A 15,651-nucleotide genomic window follows, 5' to 3' on the forward strand; every position below is an offset into this window, starting at 1 on the left:
GTATCAGGCTTCACTGGCGACCCATCCCTTCACGACTTGAGCGACACGTTTCGAATCGGCTTTGACCGCCTCGCGAGCCACGCGCATGCGCTCTTCGTAGGCGTCCGGCAGGGCGATCGGGCTCTTCTTGTCCTGACCGATCTGCGCGGTGTCTTCTTCCAGGCGGGGCATCAGGTCGTCGTCTTCGTCGACCATCCGCACGTCGGCGCTCTGCGGAGTGCCATCGTTGCCAGCCTTGCCCTGCTTGTCCTTGACCGCGGTCACGCCGGTGAGCTGGCGCAGGGTGGGGCGTACCACGCCGAACAGCAGCGCCAGCACCACCACCGCACCGACCAGCAGGCGCAGACCGTTCTGCACGCGCGGGTCTTCCCACCACTTCGGGCCTTCCTCGCCCGCCACCGCCTCCCGCACGAACGGGGCATTCATCACCGACACCGTGTCGCCACGTGCCGCGTCGAAGCCCACTGCCTGCTTGACCAGGCCTTCGATACGGGTGAGCTCGGCAGCGGTCAGCGGCTGCTCCACCATCTTGCCCTTGGCACCGGGGCGCGGGACGTTGTCCAGCAACACCGCCACCGACACCCGCTTGATACGGCCGGCCGGCTGACGGGTGTGTTGCAAGGTTCGGTCCAATTCGTAGTTGCGGGTGGCGCTCTTGGAACTTTCGGTCGGCGTGGCCGGGGCGGCGGCCTGGCCATTGGCGGCCGCCGGGGTGCCCGGCGCGCCGGCCACGGCCGGAGCCGGCGGCTGGCCAGGGCTGTTGCTGGTGGCGCCCGGAGGGCCCTGCGGGCCGGTGGCGCTGGTGCTGGTGTCGCTGACCTGCTCGCTGCGCAGCTTGGCCGGCTCGCCGTTGTAGAGCTCGCGGGCCTCTTCCACCACCGAGAAGTCCATGTCCACGCTGGTTTCCGGATTGACCCGGCCCGGGCCGGTCATCGGCTCCAGCAGCTCGCGGATGCGCTGGTTGTAGGAGCTTTCCTGGCGGCGCACCTGTTCGAACTGGGCGGCGTGCTGGGCGGCGTCGCTGTTCGGGTCGGCGATGGAGAGCATGCGGCCGCTCTGGTCGACCACGGTCACCCGCTCGGGGGTCATGTCCGGGATGCTGGACGCCACCAGGTTGACGATGGCATCGACCTGGTTGCGCTCCAGGCCCTGGCCGCCGCGCAGTTCCAGCACCACCGAGGCACTGGCCACATCACGCTGGCGGGTGAAGGCGCTGGGCTTGGGAATGGCCAGGTGCACACGGGCTTCGCGCACCGGGCGCAGGGTGCCGATGGTGCGCGAGAGTTCGGTTTCCAGCGCGTGCTGGTAGCGGGCGTTTTCCACGAACTGGCTGACGCCGAAGCCCGGGTCCTTTTCCATCAATTCGAAGCCGCCGCCGGTTTCCTTGCCGGTCAGGCCGGAGCCGGCCAGCTTCAGGCGGGCGTCGTACAGGCGGTCCTGCGGCACCGAGATGGCGCCGGTGGCCTGGTCGATCTTGTAGGGGATCTGCGCGGTGCGCAGCAGGTCGGCCGCCTCGGCATTGCCCTTTTCATCCAGGCCGGTATATAGCGCCTGGTAGCCGGGTTGCTGCGACCAGAAGAACACCGCCAGGCCGGCTGCGACCGCCAGGGCGATCATCGCCATCATGGTCAGCTTGCGGGTGATCTGCAGGCTGCGGACACGGTCGAACCACTGACCCGCCTTCTCGGCGTTCTGGTTCACGTTTTCTCTGCTGATCGCGAGTGCCATGTGTCGTCAATCCTTACAGCGGCATGTTCATGACGTCCTGGTAAGCCTGGACGAGACGGTTACGGACTTCCACGGTGGCGCGGAAGGCCACCTGGGACTGCTGGGAGGCGACCATGACCCGGGCCAGATCGGCACTGGGGTCGCCCATTTCAAACGCCTTGGAGAGCGCACCGGCCTTCTGCTGGGCCTCATTGACGCCGCCGATGGCGCCGCGCAAGGTCTCGCTGAAGCTCGGTGCCTGGGTGGCCGGGGTCCCCTGTGCGCCGGCCAGCCCCTGGATCTGGTTGCCGCGCGCCGCATCGCCCACCGCGCCCATGGGGCCTTGGCCCATCTGCGTCTGGTAGCTGCGGATCTGCGAGAGGATGGAGGTGACGGAATCGCTCATGGGTGCGGTCAGCCAGGGAGGCAGTGACACCAATGCAAGCGGCGTGCCGAAATGGTGCCGGGATTCCGGCGCGGGGGCGTTCATGTCGCGGCTGTTGTGGTCGCGTCGCAGCGATAGTGCCCCCATCCGCCCTTCGGGCCCCTTCCCCCGCAAGCGGGGGAAGGGGGCCGGTGGATGGTCCGTCGCGGGGCAACCGACAGATCACACGCAGCCTGGCTTTCCTTCTCCCGCCCGCGGGAGAAGGTGGCGCGCAGCGCCGGATGAGGGCGCACCGTCAATTGCCACGCGGCTGCAGACATGGCAACCCGCGGCATCAGAGTGAAAACGCAGATCTCCATCAGTGTGGACGCATGCCCCCATCCGCCCTTCGGGCACCTTCCCCCGCAAGCGGGAGAAGGAAGCCGGTGATGGTCAGCTGCGGCGCAGCCGACAGATCACGCACAGCCAGGCATCCCTTCTCCCGCCGGCGGGAGAAGGTGGCGCGCAGCGCCGGATGAGGGCGCGCTGTCAATTCACATGCAGTCAGACAGTCGTTCTACTGCAAGTGAGGAAACGCTGAAGCAGCGCACCCGCGCGCTAGTCAGGCAACCACGCGGCTCGCCAGGTGTCCAGATTGCTGCCGCTCAACATCCAGTCGCGCCGCACCACCTCGCGCAAAGCCGCACCCTTGGCGCGTGCAGCCTCCAGGTCCGCCAAGTGCTCGCGGATCGCGCCGATCCAGTCGCGATACCGGTTCTTCACCAGCGTCACCGGCAGCTCGCCCTGATAACAACGTACATCGCTGGCAATCACCGGATAGCCGCAGGCACCGTACTCCAGGAGCCGCAGATTGCTCTTGCACGCGTTGAACAGGTTTTGCTCCACCGGCGCCAGCGCCAGATCCAGGTCCAGCGCCGCCAGCGCGGCGGGGTACTGATCGATCGGCACGCCCGGCTGGAACTGATGGATATGCTGGCGCAGCGCGAACGGGTACATCCCCATGAACACCCATTCCACCTCGTCGGCCAGCTCCTTCACTACGTCGGCAATCAATTCCAGGTCGCCGGTATGGCTGGCGCCGCCAGCCCAGCCGATCCGCGGCTTGCCACCCTGGCGTTCGGCCCGCTCGGGCAGATGTTCCCACCAATGCGGCGGCAGGCGGTTTTCGGCGACGCGGATATCGCTGTGCAGCCCGGCAAACGCCTCGGCCAGGGCAGGGGTGGAGACCACGAAACGGTCCACCATGCCCAGCCCGCGCCGCACCGTCTTCAGGATGTCCTTGGGCATCTGCGCCCGGTGCGCGTTCTTCAGCGGCAAATTGGGCAGGTAATCGTCCAGCTCGTAGACCTTGAACGCGCGCGACAATGCCTTCATCCGCCGCATCGCCTCCAGCCGCGCCTCGCCGACCTGGCGCTGCAGGATCACCACGTCAGGATCCTGGCGCGCCAGTTCGGCGATCTCCAGGTAGCCATTGAACAACACCCCTTCGGCCAGTCCGGCTTCGCGCAGGGCGCGCAGCGGCTGGATCACCCGGTAGTGGCCGCAGCCTTCGATGTCCGCCGGCAATGCCATCACCCGCGGCAGCGGCCGCCACGACTGCAGCGGACGCCAGCTGGCGCGCGGGTCTGCCAGCTGGAAGCCGGCGCCCGGGTCCAGCGAAAACCCCGGGTTGTAGGCCGGGTCATTGGCCATCAGCGGCAGCCAACGCGCATATATCGCTTCTTCGTCCAGCGCCGTGGCGGCGGGCGGCTCCAGCGGGTCGATCAGCAGCTGCGCGCGCGCTGCGAACACATTGAGGTAGCCGGCCTGGTGCAGGCGCAGGCACAGGTCCGCATCGCTCCACGGCGCCAGTTCCGGTTCCAGCGCAAAACCGCCAGCGTCCAGGAACAGCTGGCGCGGCAGCATCAGGCACTCGCCACTCAGCGCGGCGTAGTTCTGGTCCAGCTGCAGGCGTTGCAGGTAACCGGAGTCGTCGAAGGCACTGCCTGCGAAGGCCCGCGCCACCGGCGCCCCCAGGCCCAGCAGCAGGCCGGCATGGTGCACGGTGCCATCGCCGCGCAGCAGCTTGCCGCCCACCGCGCCCACCTCCGGCCGCAGTGCGTGGTTGAGCAACTGCTCCAGCCAGTCTGCCTTCATCACTGCCGCACCTGCGGCCAGCCATAGCAGCACGTCCCCACGCGCATGCTCGGCAGCGGCATTGCAGACTGCTTCGCGCGACGGCTCGGCGGCGAAGCGCAACACGCGGATTTGCTGCATCCCCAACCCATCGATGCCGGCCAGCCAGTCGCGCAATTCCGGCTGGCTGCTGGCGCGGTCCAGCAGCAGCACTTCGTAGTGCGGGTACGCCGTGTTGGCCAGGATGCTCTCCAGGCAGCGCTGCACCTGCGCCAGGCGGCCATCGACCAGCACCAGGATGCTGACCAAAGGCTGCTGCGCGTGCCGATACTCCAGCGCATGACGGCCAGGGCCGGCACTGTGCACCTGCGCCTCTGCATAACCGCGCGCAGCGAGATGACGCGCAATGGCCTGGTGTTCGTCGGCATCGCCGTGCCGGGTTTGGGAGGAGGACGCCAGCAGCGGCTCGGCGATATGTTGCACACCAGCCAGCCCGTGGCGTTCAACCAGACCCAACTGGTAATTCAGCTCGAAGGCCGCGCCCGGACCTGCCGGAAATCCGCCATCAGCCACCAGCGTGGTCTGGCGGAACAGCCAGTGCCGCGACAGCGTGGAAGGTGCGCTCAGCAGCGCGTCCAGGTACAGCGCCGGCCGCAGCGCCAGCCCCAGCTGGCGGTCGTCCAGCGCCACCACTTCGTCGGCGTATACCGCCTGGCAGGTGTCCGGCAGCGCGAGCAGGCCCAACGCCACCACGGTCAGCCCGCTGAGGGTGAACACGGCACCGGCGTCGACCAGCAGCACCCAGTCGATACCCTGCTGCGCGGCAATGGCCTGGTTGAGTGCCGGCACCAGGCCGTCGTTGTCGATCAACACTCCGCGTGCGGCATCGCTGACCTGCGCCGGCGAGGCGCTGAGCACCCAGGTCTGCTGGTTTGGATAGCTGTTGGGCGCCTGCAGGCTGGCCAGCGTGGCGGCCACGGCCTGGGCATCGCCAGCGCGGTCGATCAGCATCACCGCAATCCGTGGCCCGCCGGCATGCGCATGCAGGCGCGCATCGATCAACGCGCGCTGCACATCGCTGGGGTGCCGCACGCCCAGCCAGGTCGCCGGCGATACCTGCTCGGCCATGCCGGCGCTGCGCATCAACGCATTGACCAGATCCACCGACTTGAACACCCGCGCCTTGTGCGGACTGAGCGGCGCCACCCGCACCTGCCGGTTGTCACCGCTTTCGCGCCGCCAACCGAGCTGGCGGATGCCCTGGCGCAAGTCTTCATGCCCCTGATCGCCGACCCCGACCTGATCGCGCCCGGCCTGGCTGAACTGCGCGCTGGACACCCGGAAGTGCGTCAGCGGGCTGGCCAGAAACGCCAGGTTGCCGTGACGCAGCAGCTTGACGTAGATCGCCAGATCGCCCACCCAGTCGATGGCCTTGCCGTTCAACATCATCAGCGTGTCGCCCAACGCCACCAGGTCGGCGCACCGGCACAGCACGCAGCTGGGCTCGCCGATGAAGTTGATGGCGTGGTCGGACAGGAACGACACCAGTTCCGGCCCATCGATCAGCACGTCTTCATCGAACGGAAAGCTGGTGGCCAGGATGTCCGGCAACGGCGCGCCATCGTCGTCGATGCGTTGCCGACGTGAGGACGCCATCGCCGTGCCCGGGTTGCGCTCGATCGCTTCCACCAGCTGAGCAATGCAATCGGGCTCCAGCACATCGTCGTCATGCAGGAACTTGACGTATTCGCCTTGCGCCAGGCCGATGCCCTTCAGCGTGCTACCTAGCTCACCCAGCCGCGTCGGATTGCGGCGGTAGCGGATCGGGAAGGGGGCAGACGCCAGGCGAGGCGCCAGGATGGACTCGATCGCGCCATCGGCATTGTCGTCGCAGATCACCAGCTCCAACGCTGGATAGGTCTGCGCCAGTACGCTGTCCAGCGCCTGCGCGAAGTAGCGCGGCTTGTAGGTCGGCATGACGATGCTGACCAGGGCAGGAGAGCTCACGGGTGGTCGTCCGAGTTGATCATTCAAGAGTTATCCGATGTTGACGCGATGCCGGAGCAAATCGGGCCGATCACCCAGGAGGTCAGTGGGCATCGAACTGATCGAGAGTCGATGCAATATGCATGCCGCTCGGATCATGATGCGTCTCCATCGAGAGATTGGCTGCGATGGCACTGGGAGCAGGCCCTTACAAACCGTGAATGTCCCCAGGCTTACTCCGCCCAGGGCGGTGGTGCGGCACCGGCGACAGGCGATGCATACAGAACGAGGTCGTAGTAGTGGCCGGGAGAGTGCTGGCGTAGACGGAAGTGATAACCGTCGACCAATTTGTCCAGTTGTTCCACGATATCCAGTAAATCCTGGGCGTAGTGGTAGACACAAATCGCCATGCGGGGGCGCTGGCTACGGATGAGGTGAGATGCGCCTTCCAGTGCCCTGGCTTCAAATCCTTCGATGTCCAACTTCAAGAACGTCAGCTTTTCCAATTCGTCGTCTAGGCATGTGGTCGCCACGGAAATTCCACCACCCGGCGATACATGGCTGGAAACCGTGCCGGTCTCCTCGAAGCGCAGCGTCGTATGTTCATTGGAGATGGCTTTTCTGATGGTCTTGAAATTATGCGGGGGAAGAGGGATGGCGCTCGCGATGCCCTCCAGTTTCTGAAAGTTGATTCCATCGGGTTCGAAAGCGGTGATGCTTTCGTAGCGAAAGCGGGATGCTTCTAGAAACTTGCGGACGATGGGGCCCTGGAAGGCGCCGCCATCGCAGAAATGTTCGCGCTGGCCTAGCTGGAATGTGCTGCTGTCGGCGTATTCTGAGAAGTATTCATTGATCGGCGTCGCCCAGCAGTCCAACAGAAGGCTGGAATCATAAGTTAAGCGGAACAATAGGTTGCTGTAGAGCGTAAAGACGCTCAAATCGTCATCCAGTCGATCCGCAAATCGCAGAAATTCGTCCAGGCGCAGAAGCGTCCGCTGACGGTAGACCTGAGCAGGCTCGTACACGGCGACCAGCCCACAATGCGCAACGGCGAGACAGGCATCTACCCTTTCAATGCCTGCTTGCTCGCAGAGCTCACGGGTCAAGCCCAACTCTCCTGGGCTGTAAGAAAAATCGATGGCCAATGCCTGGGAATGCTGAGCCGCCTGTTCGATGAACTGGTGCGAACTCCAACGCGGCACTCCATGAACGATGTCGTCGTCGCTTGGCTGGTCATCAATGGCCGCAATGACATGGCTGGGGCGCTGAACGAGCTGTGGGCCATAAATGTTGCCAAGGCCCGAGCGCGGTTGGAGCAGAAAAAGCGGGCGCTGCTCGAAACTTGGAATCAGCGGATCAACGGAAGGCGCAACGCTCAGTTGCTCAATGCCCGCGCTAGTACAGAGGTTAGTTGCAAACGCCCGTCCGCGCTCGCTGCAAGAGAAATCGATCGCGATTGCGTCGGCGTACTGGCCCGCTCTGGCAAGAAACTCGTGACTGCTCCAGCGCGGCGCGCCGTGGATGCGGTCCAGGTGGATGCTTTGGTCATCAATTGCGGCAACAACATGGCGTAGGCCGGCAACGACTCTCAGACCATGGGCCATGCCTATATAGGACTCGGGAGCGACAAGGAATACAGGGCGGTCGGCAATCGCGGGTAGGCGCGCAATGACATCCTCAAGCGCAGGGCGCTCCTGCTCCGCGATACGTAGAATCTGTTGGCGAAGCTGCTCATTTCTGGAGTTCATGAACGTCTGTCCCGTAGGTAAGAATGGGGGTGTCATAGCGTGCGTCGAAATAGATCTTGGCAGGCACGTTCTCGCAGTAGACATGCGGCCAGCCAAGTTCAGAGCTACGTCCCACCGTGACGCCAACTCGTACAACGGCGCCGGTCTGCTGAAAGGAGAGCGTCATCTTCGCGGATCGGCACCGCCAATGGCAGCCGCGCGCGCTTAGCGTAAGTGCCGGCGTAGATCGTCCCAGTCAAGCAGGTCCGTGGCCACACCGCGTGCTGCCAGGAGGTCTGAGTACTGCTGCAAATCATAGGACAACGCTGATCGCAGCGAGTCGAACTTCGGTGCGTCGAAGTCGGGCTTCTGCTCATCGAAGGAAAGGTCGCGGCTAGTGAAGCCAAACTCTACTTCATTCGTCTCAGGTACCTCACCGATCAGCCTCGACAGGAATTTTACACGGTTCGCTTCGTCCTTCAGCTTATCGAGTGAGATAAGGATCAGGTCTTCCGGACGGTACCGATCAAGGAAGCCCCTAATGCCGGCGTAATAGAAGCTCGCCATCAGGACAGACATGAAGGGGAAGCTCCGGCGAGTCATCAGGAATGCTGTTTCGTAATCCAGCCGGCCTGCGAAGTCTCCTTGTCGGAGTCTATCGATCTCTGCATCGAAATGGCGCTCGACGTAACCAGAGGAAACCCGAGGGAACACGCGCACTTGAAGGTCCTTCTCTTCCTGGTAGGGAGTGGACGCGGTGATCTTTGGCAACAGCGTCCCACCGCGGGCCGTGGTGGTCCCAGAGGCATTCAGGTAGCTGTTGGAAAGTGCCAGCGCCTCGCTTTCCTGGAGAGCGTTGATCTTATTCATGCGGTAGGAACTCCAGGTCCGCTCGAAGGAATTGCGCAGGCATAGCACGATTCGGGTGTTATGTTCGGGCAGCCGCGAGATCGCATCGGGACTGACGGCGTAGCCGGAGCTGGCATCCAGCCACGGCAGTTGCGCCGGTGCGGGCAGTGACGGCGGCGTGCCTGGAATCAGGTAACCATGCGGTTCCTTGATATCCTCGACCAAATACTGTGCGATCCCGCTTTTGGTCAGCCAGCCGGCCAGAGTCGTGGTCCCGCATTTCGCCATACCGGCGAGGAATATGTAGTTGGTTTTCATTGTGCGACAGGCGTGGGGCCTGGCTCCTGCGTTACTGTCCGTAGACCAGGATGGGTTCGTCACAGCGGATGTCGTACACCGTGCGGCTGGGTACGTCCCGGTCATACAGCCGTGGCCAGCCCAGTTCGCAATGGCGGCCGATCCGTACTCCAGGGCCGACCACTGCTCCCATACGCAGGATGGCGTGCGCGCCGATCTCGGTGCCGTGGCCGATACTGACGCCCATGTCGCACCAACATGAGGGGCGCAGATGCACGCCTGCGCCGATCTTGACCCCGCTATGCAGCACGGTGTTGTAGTCGATACGGCTGCCCGCGCCGATCACCACGCCGTCGCCGATGAAGCAGTTGCGGCCGATCACGGCATCGGCAGCGACCATGGCTGAAGTGCTGACGAAAGACTCCAGGCTGAAGCCGCGCGCCATCGCCAGCTGCATCAGCTCCGTGCGCTTGAAGTTGCCGAAGCGTTCGTCGTAGGCGATGAACAGTCTGTCCTCGGCCGGGTCCAGGCCCTCCAGCGCATCCAGGTCGAAGCTATAGTCGGTGCGTAGCGAAACCTCGATCTTGCGTACGTCGGCCTGCGGCTCGGCCTGCTTCCAGGCATTGAAAACCTGCTCCAGGCAGATGCCGGTTCCGATGACGCATCTAGATGCCATGTTCTGTCTCCATCAGTGTTGCGTACCAACGCTCCACCAAGCGGTTGGTGAACTCGTAGACCCCTTGGGTTGGCATCGGTGCGTCCATGTGCAGCGCTGACTGCACCTGTTCCATGATCTCCACGTCCTCGCCTGTCACCAGCCGGCTGCCATGCATGTGCGTAAGCAGGTTCCAGCTGGAAAAGGCATAAGGCTTCTTCTTGCGCGTGGTGAACCAATAGATTTCCAGGTCGGTCCTGTCCGGAGCCACGGGAATGTGATGCTCCAGGGTGAAGGAATAGCCGCCGTTGGGGCAGGCGATATGCATGTTGGGAAAAGCCAGCCAGTTGAAATAGGCGTCCTGTTCGCCCCAGCGCTCGACCATGTCATGGAACGGCATACGCTTGGGCTCGGTGATCGGTGCGTCAGCGCTTGCCGAGCTGAAGCGGCGCATCTCCGCGCGTAGCCCGGTGGGGCTGGTGTCGGCCAGGGGACGGAGGCCTTCGGCCGCCAGTTCAGTATCGACGTAGGGGATGAAGTCGAATTCCCGGGCGAGGCTCTTAGGGTGGACAAAGCGTGGGTGATTGCCGTCGCGTAGGTTCTCGTACGCCAGCTTCCAGTTGAACTTGCAGTGCCAGGTGGTCACCATCACCTCGCCGTCGTACAGGTTGGAGCTGCTTTCCAGCATGGAAATGAAGTGCGCGGGGAACTGTTCCTCGATTGGCATCGGGTTACTGTCAAGGTTGACGAATAGCACGTTACCGATCGCGTGCAGTGCGAACTCCCGCAGCCGGAGCTTCTGTTGTTCGGCCCGGCTTATGCGATACAGGGCACGACATTCGGGGATGTTCTTGATCGCACCGTCCTGGTCGTAGCTCCAAGCGTGGTAGGGACATACCAGCGGGCGTCGTCCGATCGGCGCGGTCTGCAGCGGCGCGCTTCGGTGCAGGCACACGTTCTCGAATGCGCGTAACTGGCCGTTGAAATTCTGGATGACGACCGGGATGCCGGCGATCTTGCGGGTGACGAAGTTGTTGTTCTCTGTCAGCAGGGTCTTCAAACCGGCGAAAAGCCAAACCTTGCGAAAAATTTTTTCCTGTTCACGGGAAAAAATCTCTGGTGACAGGTAGTACCTGGGATGCATTCGCGAGCGCATGAGTCACTGCCTTGTCAAATGTCTTTCTGGAACACGATGCGGGCAGGGTTGCCAAACACGCTGGCGCCGGCTGGTACGTCCTTCACCACTACCGAGCCGGCGCCGACCACCGCACCGTCGCCGACGTGGATGCCGGGAATGATGGTGGCGTGCGGGTGGATCGTTACCTCGTTGCCAATCACCACGCCGCCGCCGATGAAGACGAAGCTGCCGATTTGCACGTAGTCGCCGATGTTGACTTCGTGCGCGATGATCGAGGTGGACAACACAGTGACGAATTCGCCAAGCCGGCTGCCCGAGCCAATGGAGACGCGCGAATCGAATACGCTGCCCCGACCGATGTAACCAACAGCTGCTTCGCGCGACGGAGGCGGGTGGAACACAATGAAGTCTGCGCCCTTCTCGATGAGCGCCCGAGCGTAGCGTCGCCTCGCTGCGGGGTTACCGATCGCGCAGATGAAGATGTCGCCTTCCACCGGTTGGTAGGTGGCAGGGTCGCCGACGATCGGCCAGCGCGAGGTGCCCTGCAGGTGCATACGGTCATCCAGAAAACCTTTGATGTCCCATTCGACACCATGGGCCGGGTCTTCGTGATACGCCAGCGATGCGATGTCTCGTGCGAAACCGCCGGCGCCAATGATCAGCAGGTGAGATGGTGGGTTGGGTCTATTAGCCGTCATGCGAATTCCACGCCGCCATCCATGCTGAAAGCCTGTCCAGTCACCTTGGTGCTGGCGTCGGACAGGAAGTACAGGCATGCCAGTGCCACGTCATCGGGTTGTCCGATGCCCAGCGGATAGCGCTTGCGGCTTTCCTCGAACCAGGCCTTGTCCTCGTTGATCAATGAGGTCTCGACCAGGCCGGGGCACAGCGCATTGGCGCGAATCTTCCGCCGCGCCAGTTCCAGTGCCAACGGGCGCAAGGTACCGATCAGAGCGGCTTTCGAGCCGGCATACGGGCCGACGCCGACGGTGCCGGTCAGCGCCGCAATGGACGAAATGAACAGCACCGACCCACCGGGACGCAGTGACTGCCGTGCCAGCAGATGCCGTGTCAGCATCACCGGCGCCATGTAGTTGATATCCATCACCTCGCGCAAGAACCTGTCGCTGACCAGCTTCATTGGCGAAAGCCCGCGAATGCCGGCACTGTGTACCACGCCGTCAACCGGCCCGCACTGCGCAGCCAGGTCCTGTAGCACGGACGCCTCGCTCAGGTCGCCAGCAAACAGGCGGTGCCCATCGCCCGGCAAAGCGGCCAGGGTAGTCTGCAGGCGCTCCTCGTCGCGCCCGGCAATCAGTAGCTGCGCGCCCGCGTTGGCGCAGGCCAACGCCACTGCTTCACCGATGCCTTTGGACGCACCGGTGACCAGCACGGTCTTGCCTTGCAAGCCATACAGATCGCGCAACAGGGCGGAGGTGGTGTCAGAAGCGGGCATGGCTGTGTCCAGGCTCATAGGCGGATCGGCAGGGAAATGCCGCCGTCGATGGTCAAGGTGCTGCGCGTGATCCAGCGGCTGGCGGTGGAGAGTAGGTAGGCCACGCCCTTGGCGACATCATCCGGATCGATGCGGCCCAGTGGGGTCAGCCCAATCTTGTCGTCCATGTCCGCGGCAGTGCCCAATTTTTTCAGCATGGGCGTGTCCACATACCCGGGCGCCACGCAATTGGCGCGGATGCCGTGCTTGGCCTGCTCCAGCGCCAACGTGCGCACCGCCGCCTCGAGCGCAGCCTTGGAGGCGGCGTAGCCTGCTGCTGCCTGCGGAGCAGCGCGTGCGGACAACGCGGTGACGTAGACCAGTGACGCTGAGCCAAGCAGACGCTTTTTGCCCAGCAACTGCTGGGTCAGGCTGACCGGCGCCAGATAGTTCACCGACAACATCTGCTGCAGGTGTTTCTCGGCGGCCATACGGAACGGCACCAGCGCGGCAATACCCGCACACGAGGCGAGCCCGTGGTAGCCCGGCGCCGCATTTACCAGCCGCTTGCGGGTGTCCTCCTCAGTGAGGTCGCCTGCGACCACCCTGTGATCGGTGCCGTGCAAGGTCGCGGCCACAGAATTCAAGCGCTCTTCGTCGCGTCCAGTCAGCACCACGGTCGCACCGAGCCGAGCGCACAACGCCGCGACCGCAGCGCCGATCCCCGAGGAGGCGCCAGTCACCAGAATGGTCTTGTCCTGCAGTCCGAATGCATCGGGGCTCGCCGACGTCATGTTCACGACTCGATCAGATCAGGAAACACCGCGCCATCGATCTGCACCAAGCAACTGCCCCATGACAGCCCGATGCCGAAGCCGCACAGCAACACGCGCTTGGGTCCGGATTCCAGTTCCTTGTTGATGCGCGCGGTCATGGTTACAGGCAGCGAGGCGCCGCTGGTGTTGCCGAAGTCGCGTAGCGTGGTGGGCACCTTTTCCACCGGCAAGCCGAGCTTCTTGCGAATGGTCTCGTTGATCATGCGGTTGGCCTGGTGGAAGACGAAGTAATCCACCTCGTCCTTAGACGCGCCGGTATAGTCGAGCAGTTTCTGTACCGCAGGCGGAATACGTTGGGTAGAAAAGCTCAGCACTGCCACGCCATCCAGTTGCAGGTCCACGCCACGCTTCCACGCGCCCTCCGGCTCCTCTCGATAGGGCACCAAGTGCTGGATGCCGACCGGCTCGCGATGCCCACCCACCGGCAGGATGATGGCTTTGTAGCCGCTGCCATCGCTGTTGAGGTCGAAATACATCGGTGGCGCGTCGGCACTGAATTCCAGCGCCGTGGCCGTGCCGGAATCGGAAAAGATCGGGTCTTCCAGGTTGGCGCTGCGGTCGCCGACCAGCAGCAGGCCCTTCTTGACGCCGCCAGCGGCGATCATCGAGCCGAGCAGGTTGATGCCGAACGGGTAGGCCGAGCAGCCCAGGTTGACGTCGAAGGCGACGGTGGCATGCGACAGCCCCAGTCGGTCCTGCAGGATGATGGCGGTGGCGGGGATCGGGTAATCCGGTGACTGCGTCACCACGATCAGCGCGTCGATCTCCTCGCGCTTCCACTGCAGTTTTTCCAGCAGCACCTCAGTCGCATCGAAGGCAAGGTCGGAAAAACACTGCCATTCTGACGCCATGCGCCGTGTCTCGATGCCGATGTTGCGCACCAGGCGCTCGCGTTCGGAGCGGATCTGCGGCCGGCAATCGGTGAGGTTGGACACGACCCGCTTTGGCACGCAGGTCGCCATGCCGGCAAAGCGAACATTGTGCAGCGTGGAGGTCGGCATGGTGCTTAGGCCTCGGTCAGTTTGTAGAGATCGCCCACGGTGACGGCGGCAGAGAGATCTTCGCCGGTGATGGTCTTGCTGTATTCCATGTCGAACATGACGATCACACCCAGCGCGGCCAGCGAATCCCACTCCGGCAATTCCAGCAGCACGGTGTCCAGCGTGACCTCCACCGGTTCCTGAAAGTCGGTGGCGGAGAGGAAGTTCTCGATAAATGTTGCCTGGGTCATGCGATCTCGCCTGGTTGCCTGTTGAAGGGATGGGAGTCTGGAATGCAGGTGCAGCGTGTTGCGATCACGTTGCCTGTTGACCGGCAATCAGATCGGCAATGGTATCGACCTGGTCGCCGGTCAAGCCGGGAAAAATTGGTAGGCACAATACTTGGGCCGCCACCGAGCGCGCCACCGGCAACCACGCCGGTGCCGACGAGGGCAGGGCGCGATACATCGGGAAGTCGCTGATCAATGGATAGAAGTACCGTCGTACCAGAATGCCGTGCTCGCGCATCAATTGGTATAGCGCATCGCGCGCCAGCGGGTAGTCGTCCTGCACCAGGATCGGAAAGTACGCGTAGTTGGGCGTGGCGTGATCGAGCCGCGCAACGCAATGGATGCCGCGAATGTCGCTCAATCGTTGCCGGTACTGCGCATCGATGGCGCTACGCTGCGCGATGGCCTCGTCGATGTGCTGCAGCTGCAGCAGACCAAACGCCGCGCTGATCTCGTTCATCTTGCCATTGATGCCGGGGGCCACCACGGTGGTCTCGTCGACGAAGCCGAAGTTCTTCAGATGCCCGATGCGTTGATAGGTCTTTTCGTCGGGACAAACGATCGCGCCGCCTTCGAAGGTGTTGAACACCTTGGTGGCATGAAAGCTCAGCACGCTCAGGTCGCCGTGGCGCAGGATCGAGCCGCCGTCATCGCGCACGCCGAAGGCATGCGCTGCGTCATAGATCACCTTGAGGTTGTAGATGTCGGCGATGCGCGTGATGGCAGTGGTATCGCAGGCGGTGCCATAGCAGTGCACCGGCATGATCGCGGTGGTCTGCGGGGTGATGGCCGCTTCGATCTTGGACGGATCCATGTTGAGCGTTACCGGGTCGATGTCCACGAACACCGGGGTGATGCTCTTCCACAGCAGCGAATGTGCGGTGGCCACGAACGAGTAGGGCGTGGTGATCACTTCGCCGGTGATGCGCAGCGCCTGCAGCGCGGTGATCAACGCGGTGGTGCCATTGGTCAGCAGTGCCAGATGCGGAACGCCCAGGTAATCGCACAACGCCTGCTCCAGCGCCCGGTGCATCTCGCCGCCGTTGCTGACGATGCGACTGGTCCAGATGCGTTCCAGGTAGGGCAGGAACTCTTCCAGCGGCGGCAGCAGCGGACTGGTGACGGGGATGGGCATCAATGCCTCGCTGGTGCGGGTGGATGTCGGGATTGCGCCGCAGCCGATGGCCGCGGGCGGTGTACCCGGAGGAAGCAAGCGCTATGCCAGCGAGCGGAACCTCACGTGCGTGCGCA

13 protein-coding genes are annotated in these 15,651 nt (G+C 63.6%); all 13 read right to left on the reverse strand.

From position 1 onward, the window contains the following. Positions 1-3: 3 nt before the first annotated feature. Positions 4-1,728, reverse strand: a complete 1,725-nt coding sequence (gene fliF, locus HG421_RS08090; RefSeq protein WP_169705964.1) for a flagellar basal-body MS-ring/collar protein FliF — start codon at positions 1,726-1,728, stop codon at positions 4-6. Between the two features lie 13 nt (positions 1,729-1,741). Next, a complete protein-coding gene (gene fliE / locus HG421_RS08095) occupies positions 1,742-2,113 on the reverse strand; it encodes a flagellar hook-basal body complex protein FliE (protein ID WP_010373676.1) in 372 nt (123 codons plus the stop codon). 576 nt (positions 2,114-2,689) lie between these two features. Next, on the reverse strand, positions 2,690-6,214 hold the full coding sequence (locus tag HG421_RS08100) for a glycosyltransferase (RefSeq protein WP_282434632.1): 3,525 nt from the start codon (positions 6,212-6,214) through the stop codon (positions 2,690-2,692). Between the two features lie 212 nt (positions 6,215-6,426). Further along, entirely contained in the window at positions 6,427-7,941 is a 1,515-nt protein-coding gene (locus HG421_RS08105; RefSeq protein ID WP_169705965.1) for an FkbM family methyltransferase, read from the reverse strand. Between the two features lie 204 nt (positions 7,942-8,145). Next, positions 8,146-9,087: a hypothetical protein gene (locus HG421_RS08110; RefSeq protein WP_228331473.1), complete on the reverse strand. Its 942-nt coding sequence runs from the start codon at positions 9,085-9,087 to the stop codon at positions 8,146-8,148. A 31-nt stretch (positions 9,088-9,118) separates the two neighbouring features. Then, on the reverse strand, positions 9,119-9,742 hold the full coding sequence (locus HG421_RS08120; RefSeq protein WP_169705966.1) for a UDP-3-O-(3-hydroxymyristoyl)glucosamine N-acyltransferase: 624 nt from the start codon (positions 9,740-9,742) through the stop codon (positions 9,119-9,121). After that, positions 9,732-10,877 (reverse strand): aromatic ring-hydroxylating oxygenase subunit alpha, encoded by a 1,146-nt coding sequence (locus tag HG421_RS08125; protein ID WP_169705967.1) that lies wholly within the window; start codon positions 10,875-10,877, stop codon positions 9,732-9,734. Before HG421_RS08125 ends, HG421_RS08120 begins: the two co-directional genes overlap by 11 nt. 14 nt (positions 10,878-10,891) lie before the next feature. Further along, the gene (locus tag HG421_RS08130) at positions 10,892-11,557 is read right to left on the reverse strand and encodes a NeuD/PglB/VioB family sugar acetyltransferase (RefSeq protein ID WP_169705968.1); all 666 of its coding nucleotides are present in this window, start codon (positions 11,555-11,557) and stop codon (positions 10,892-10,894) included. Further along, on the reverse strand, positions 11,554-12,315 hold the full coding sequence (locus HG421_RS08135) for an SDR family NAD(P)-dependent oxidoreductase (RefSeq protein ID WP_169705969.1): 762 nt from the start codon (positions 12,313-12,315) through the stop codon (positions 11,554-11,556). The genes HG421_RS08130 and HG421_RS08135 overlap by 4 nt, the downstream gene beginning before the upstream one ends. Before the next feature lie 14 nt (positions 12,316-12,329). Beyond that, positions 12,330-13,088: an SDR family NAD(P)-dependent oxidoreductase gene (locus HG421_RS08140; RefSeq protein WP_169705970.1), complete on the reverse strand. Its 759-nt coding sequence runs from the start codon at positions 13,086-13,088 to the stop codon at positions 12,330-12,332. Positions 13,089-13,090: 2 nt separating this feature from the next. Further along, positions 13,091-14,131, reverse strand: coding sequence for a ketoacyl-ACP synthase III (locus HG421_RS08145; protein ID WP_169705971.1), 1,041 nt, complete (start codon positions 14,129-14,131; stop codon positions 13,091-13,093). Positions 14,132-14,136: 5 nt separating this feature from the next. Continuing rightward, complete coding sequence (locus HG421_RS08150) at positions 14,137-14,361, reverse strand: acyl carrier protein (protein ID WP_169705972.1); 225 nt, start codon at positions 14,359-14,361, stop codon at positions 14,137-14,139. A gap of 64 nt (positions 14,362-14,425) precedes the next feature. Beyond that, positions 14,426-15,535, reverse strand: coding sequence for a DegT/DnrJ/EryC1/StrS family aminotransferase (locus HG421_RS08155; RefSeq protein ID WP_169705973.1), 1,110 nt, complete (start codon positions 15,533-15,535; stop codon positions 14,426-14,428). Positions 15,536-15,651: the final 116 nt, after the last annotated feature.

It is taken from the genome of Xanthomonas campestris pv. badrii (assembly GCF_012848175.1).
GTDB classification, from domain to species: Bacteria; Pseudomonadota; Gammaproteobacteria; order Xanthomonadales; family Xanthomonadaceae; genus Xanthomonas; species Xanthomonas campestris_C.

Coding starts and splice junctions, on each gene's coding strand:
- fliF (WP_169705964.1), bottom strand. CDS start 1,728: ATGGCACTCGCGATCAGCAGAGAAAACGTGAACCAGAACGCCGAGAAG.
- fliE (WP_010373676.1), bottom strand. CDS start 2,113: ATGAGCGATTCCGTCACCTCCATCCTCTCGCAGATCCGCAGCTACCAG.
- HG421_RS08105 (WP_169705965.1), bottom strand. CDS start 7,941: ATGAACTCCAGAAATGAGCAGCTTCGCCAACAGATTCTACGTATCGCG.
- HG421_RS08110 (WP_228331473.1), bottom strand. CDS start 9,087: ATGAAAACCAACTACATATTCCTCGCCGGTATGGCGAAATGCGGGACC.
- HG421_RS08120 (WP_169705966.1), bottom strand. CDS start 9,742: ATGGCATCTAGATGCGTCATCGGAACCGGCATCTGCCTGGAGCAGGTT.
- HG421_RS08125 (WP_169705967.1), bottom strand. CDS start 10,877: ATGCGCTCGCGAATGCATCCCAGGTACTACCTGTCACCAGAGATTTTT.
- HG421_RS08130 (WP_169705968.1), bottom strand. CDS start 11,557: ATGACGGCTAATAGACCCAACCCACCATCTCACCTGCTGATCATTGGC.
- HG421_RS08135 (WP_169705969.1), bottom strand. CDS start 12,315: ATGCCCGCTTCTGACACCACCTCCGCCCTGTTGCGCGATCTGTATGGC.
- HG421_RS08140 (WP_169705970.1), bottom strand. CDS start 13,088: ATGACGTCGGCGAGCCCCGATGCATTCGGACTGCAGGACAAGACCATT.
- HG421_RS08145 (WP_169705971.1), bottom strand. CDS start 14,131: ATGCCGACCTCCACGCTGCACAATGTTCGCTTTGCCGGCATGGCGACC.
- HG421_RS08150 (WP_169705972.1), bottom strand. CDS start 14,361: ATGACCCAGGCAACATTTATCGAGAACTTCCTCTCCGCCACCGACTTT.
- HG421_RS08155 (WP_169705973.1), bottom strand. CDS start 15,535: ATGCCCATCCCCGTCACCAGTCCGCTGCTGCCGCCGCTGGAAGAGTTC.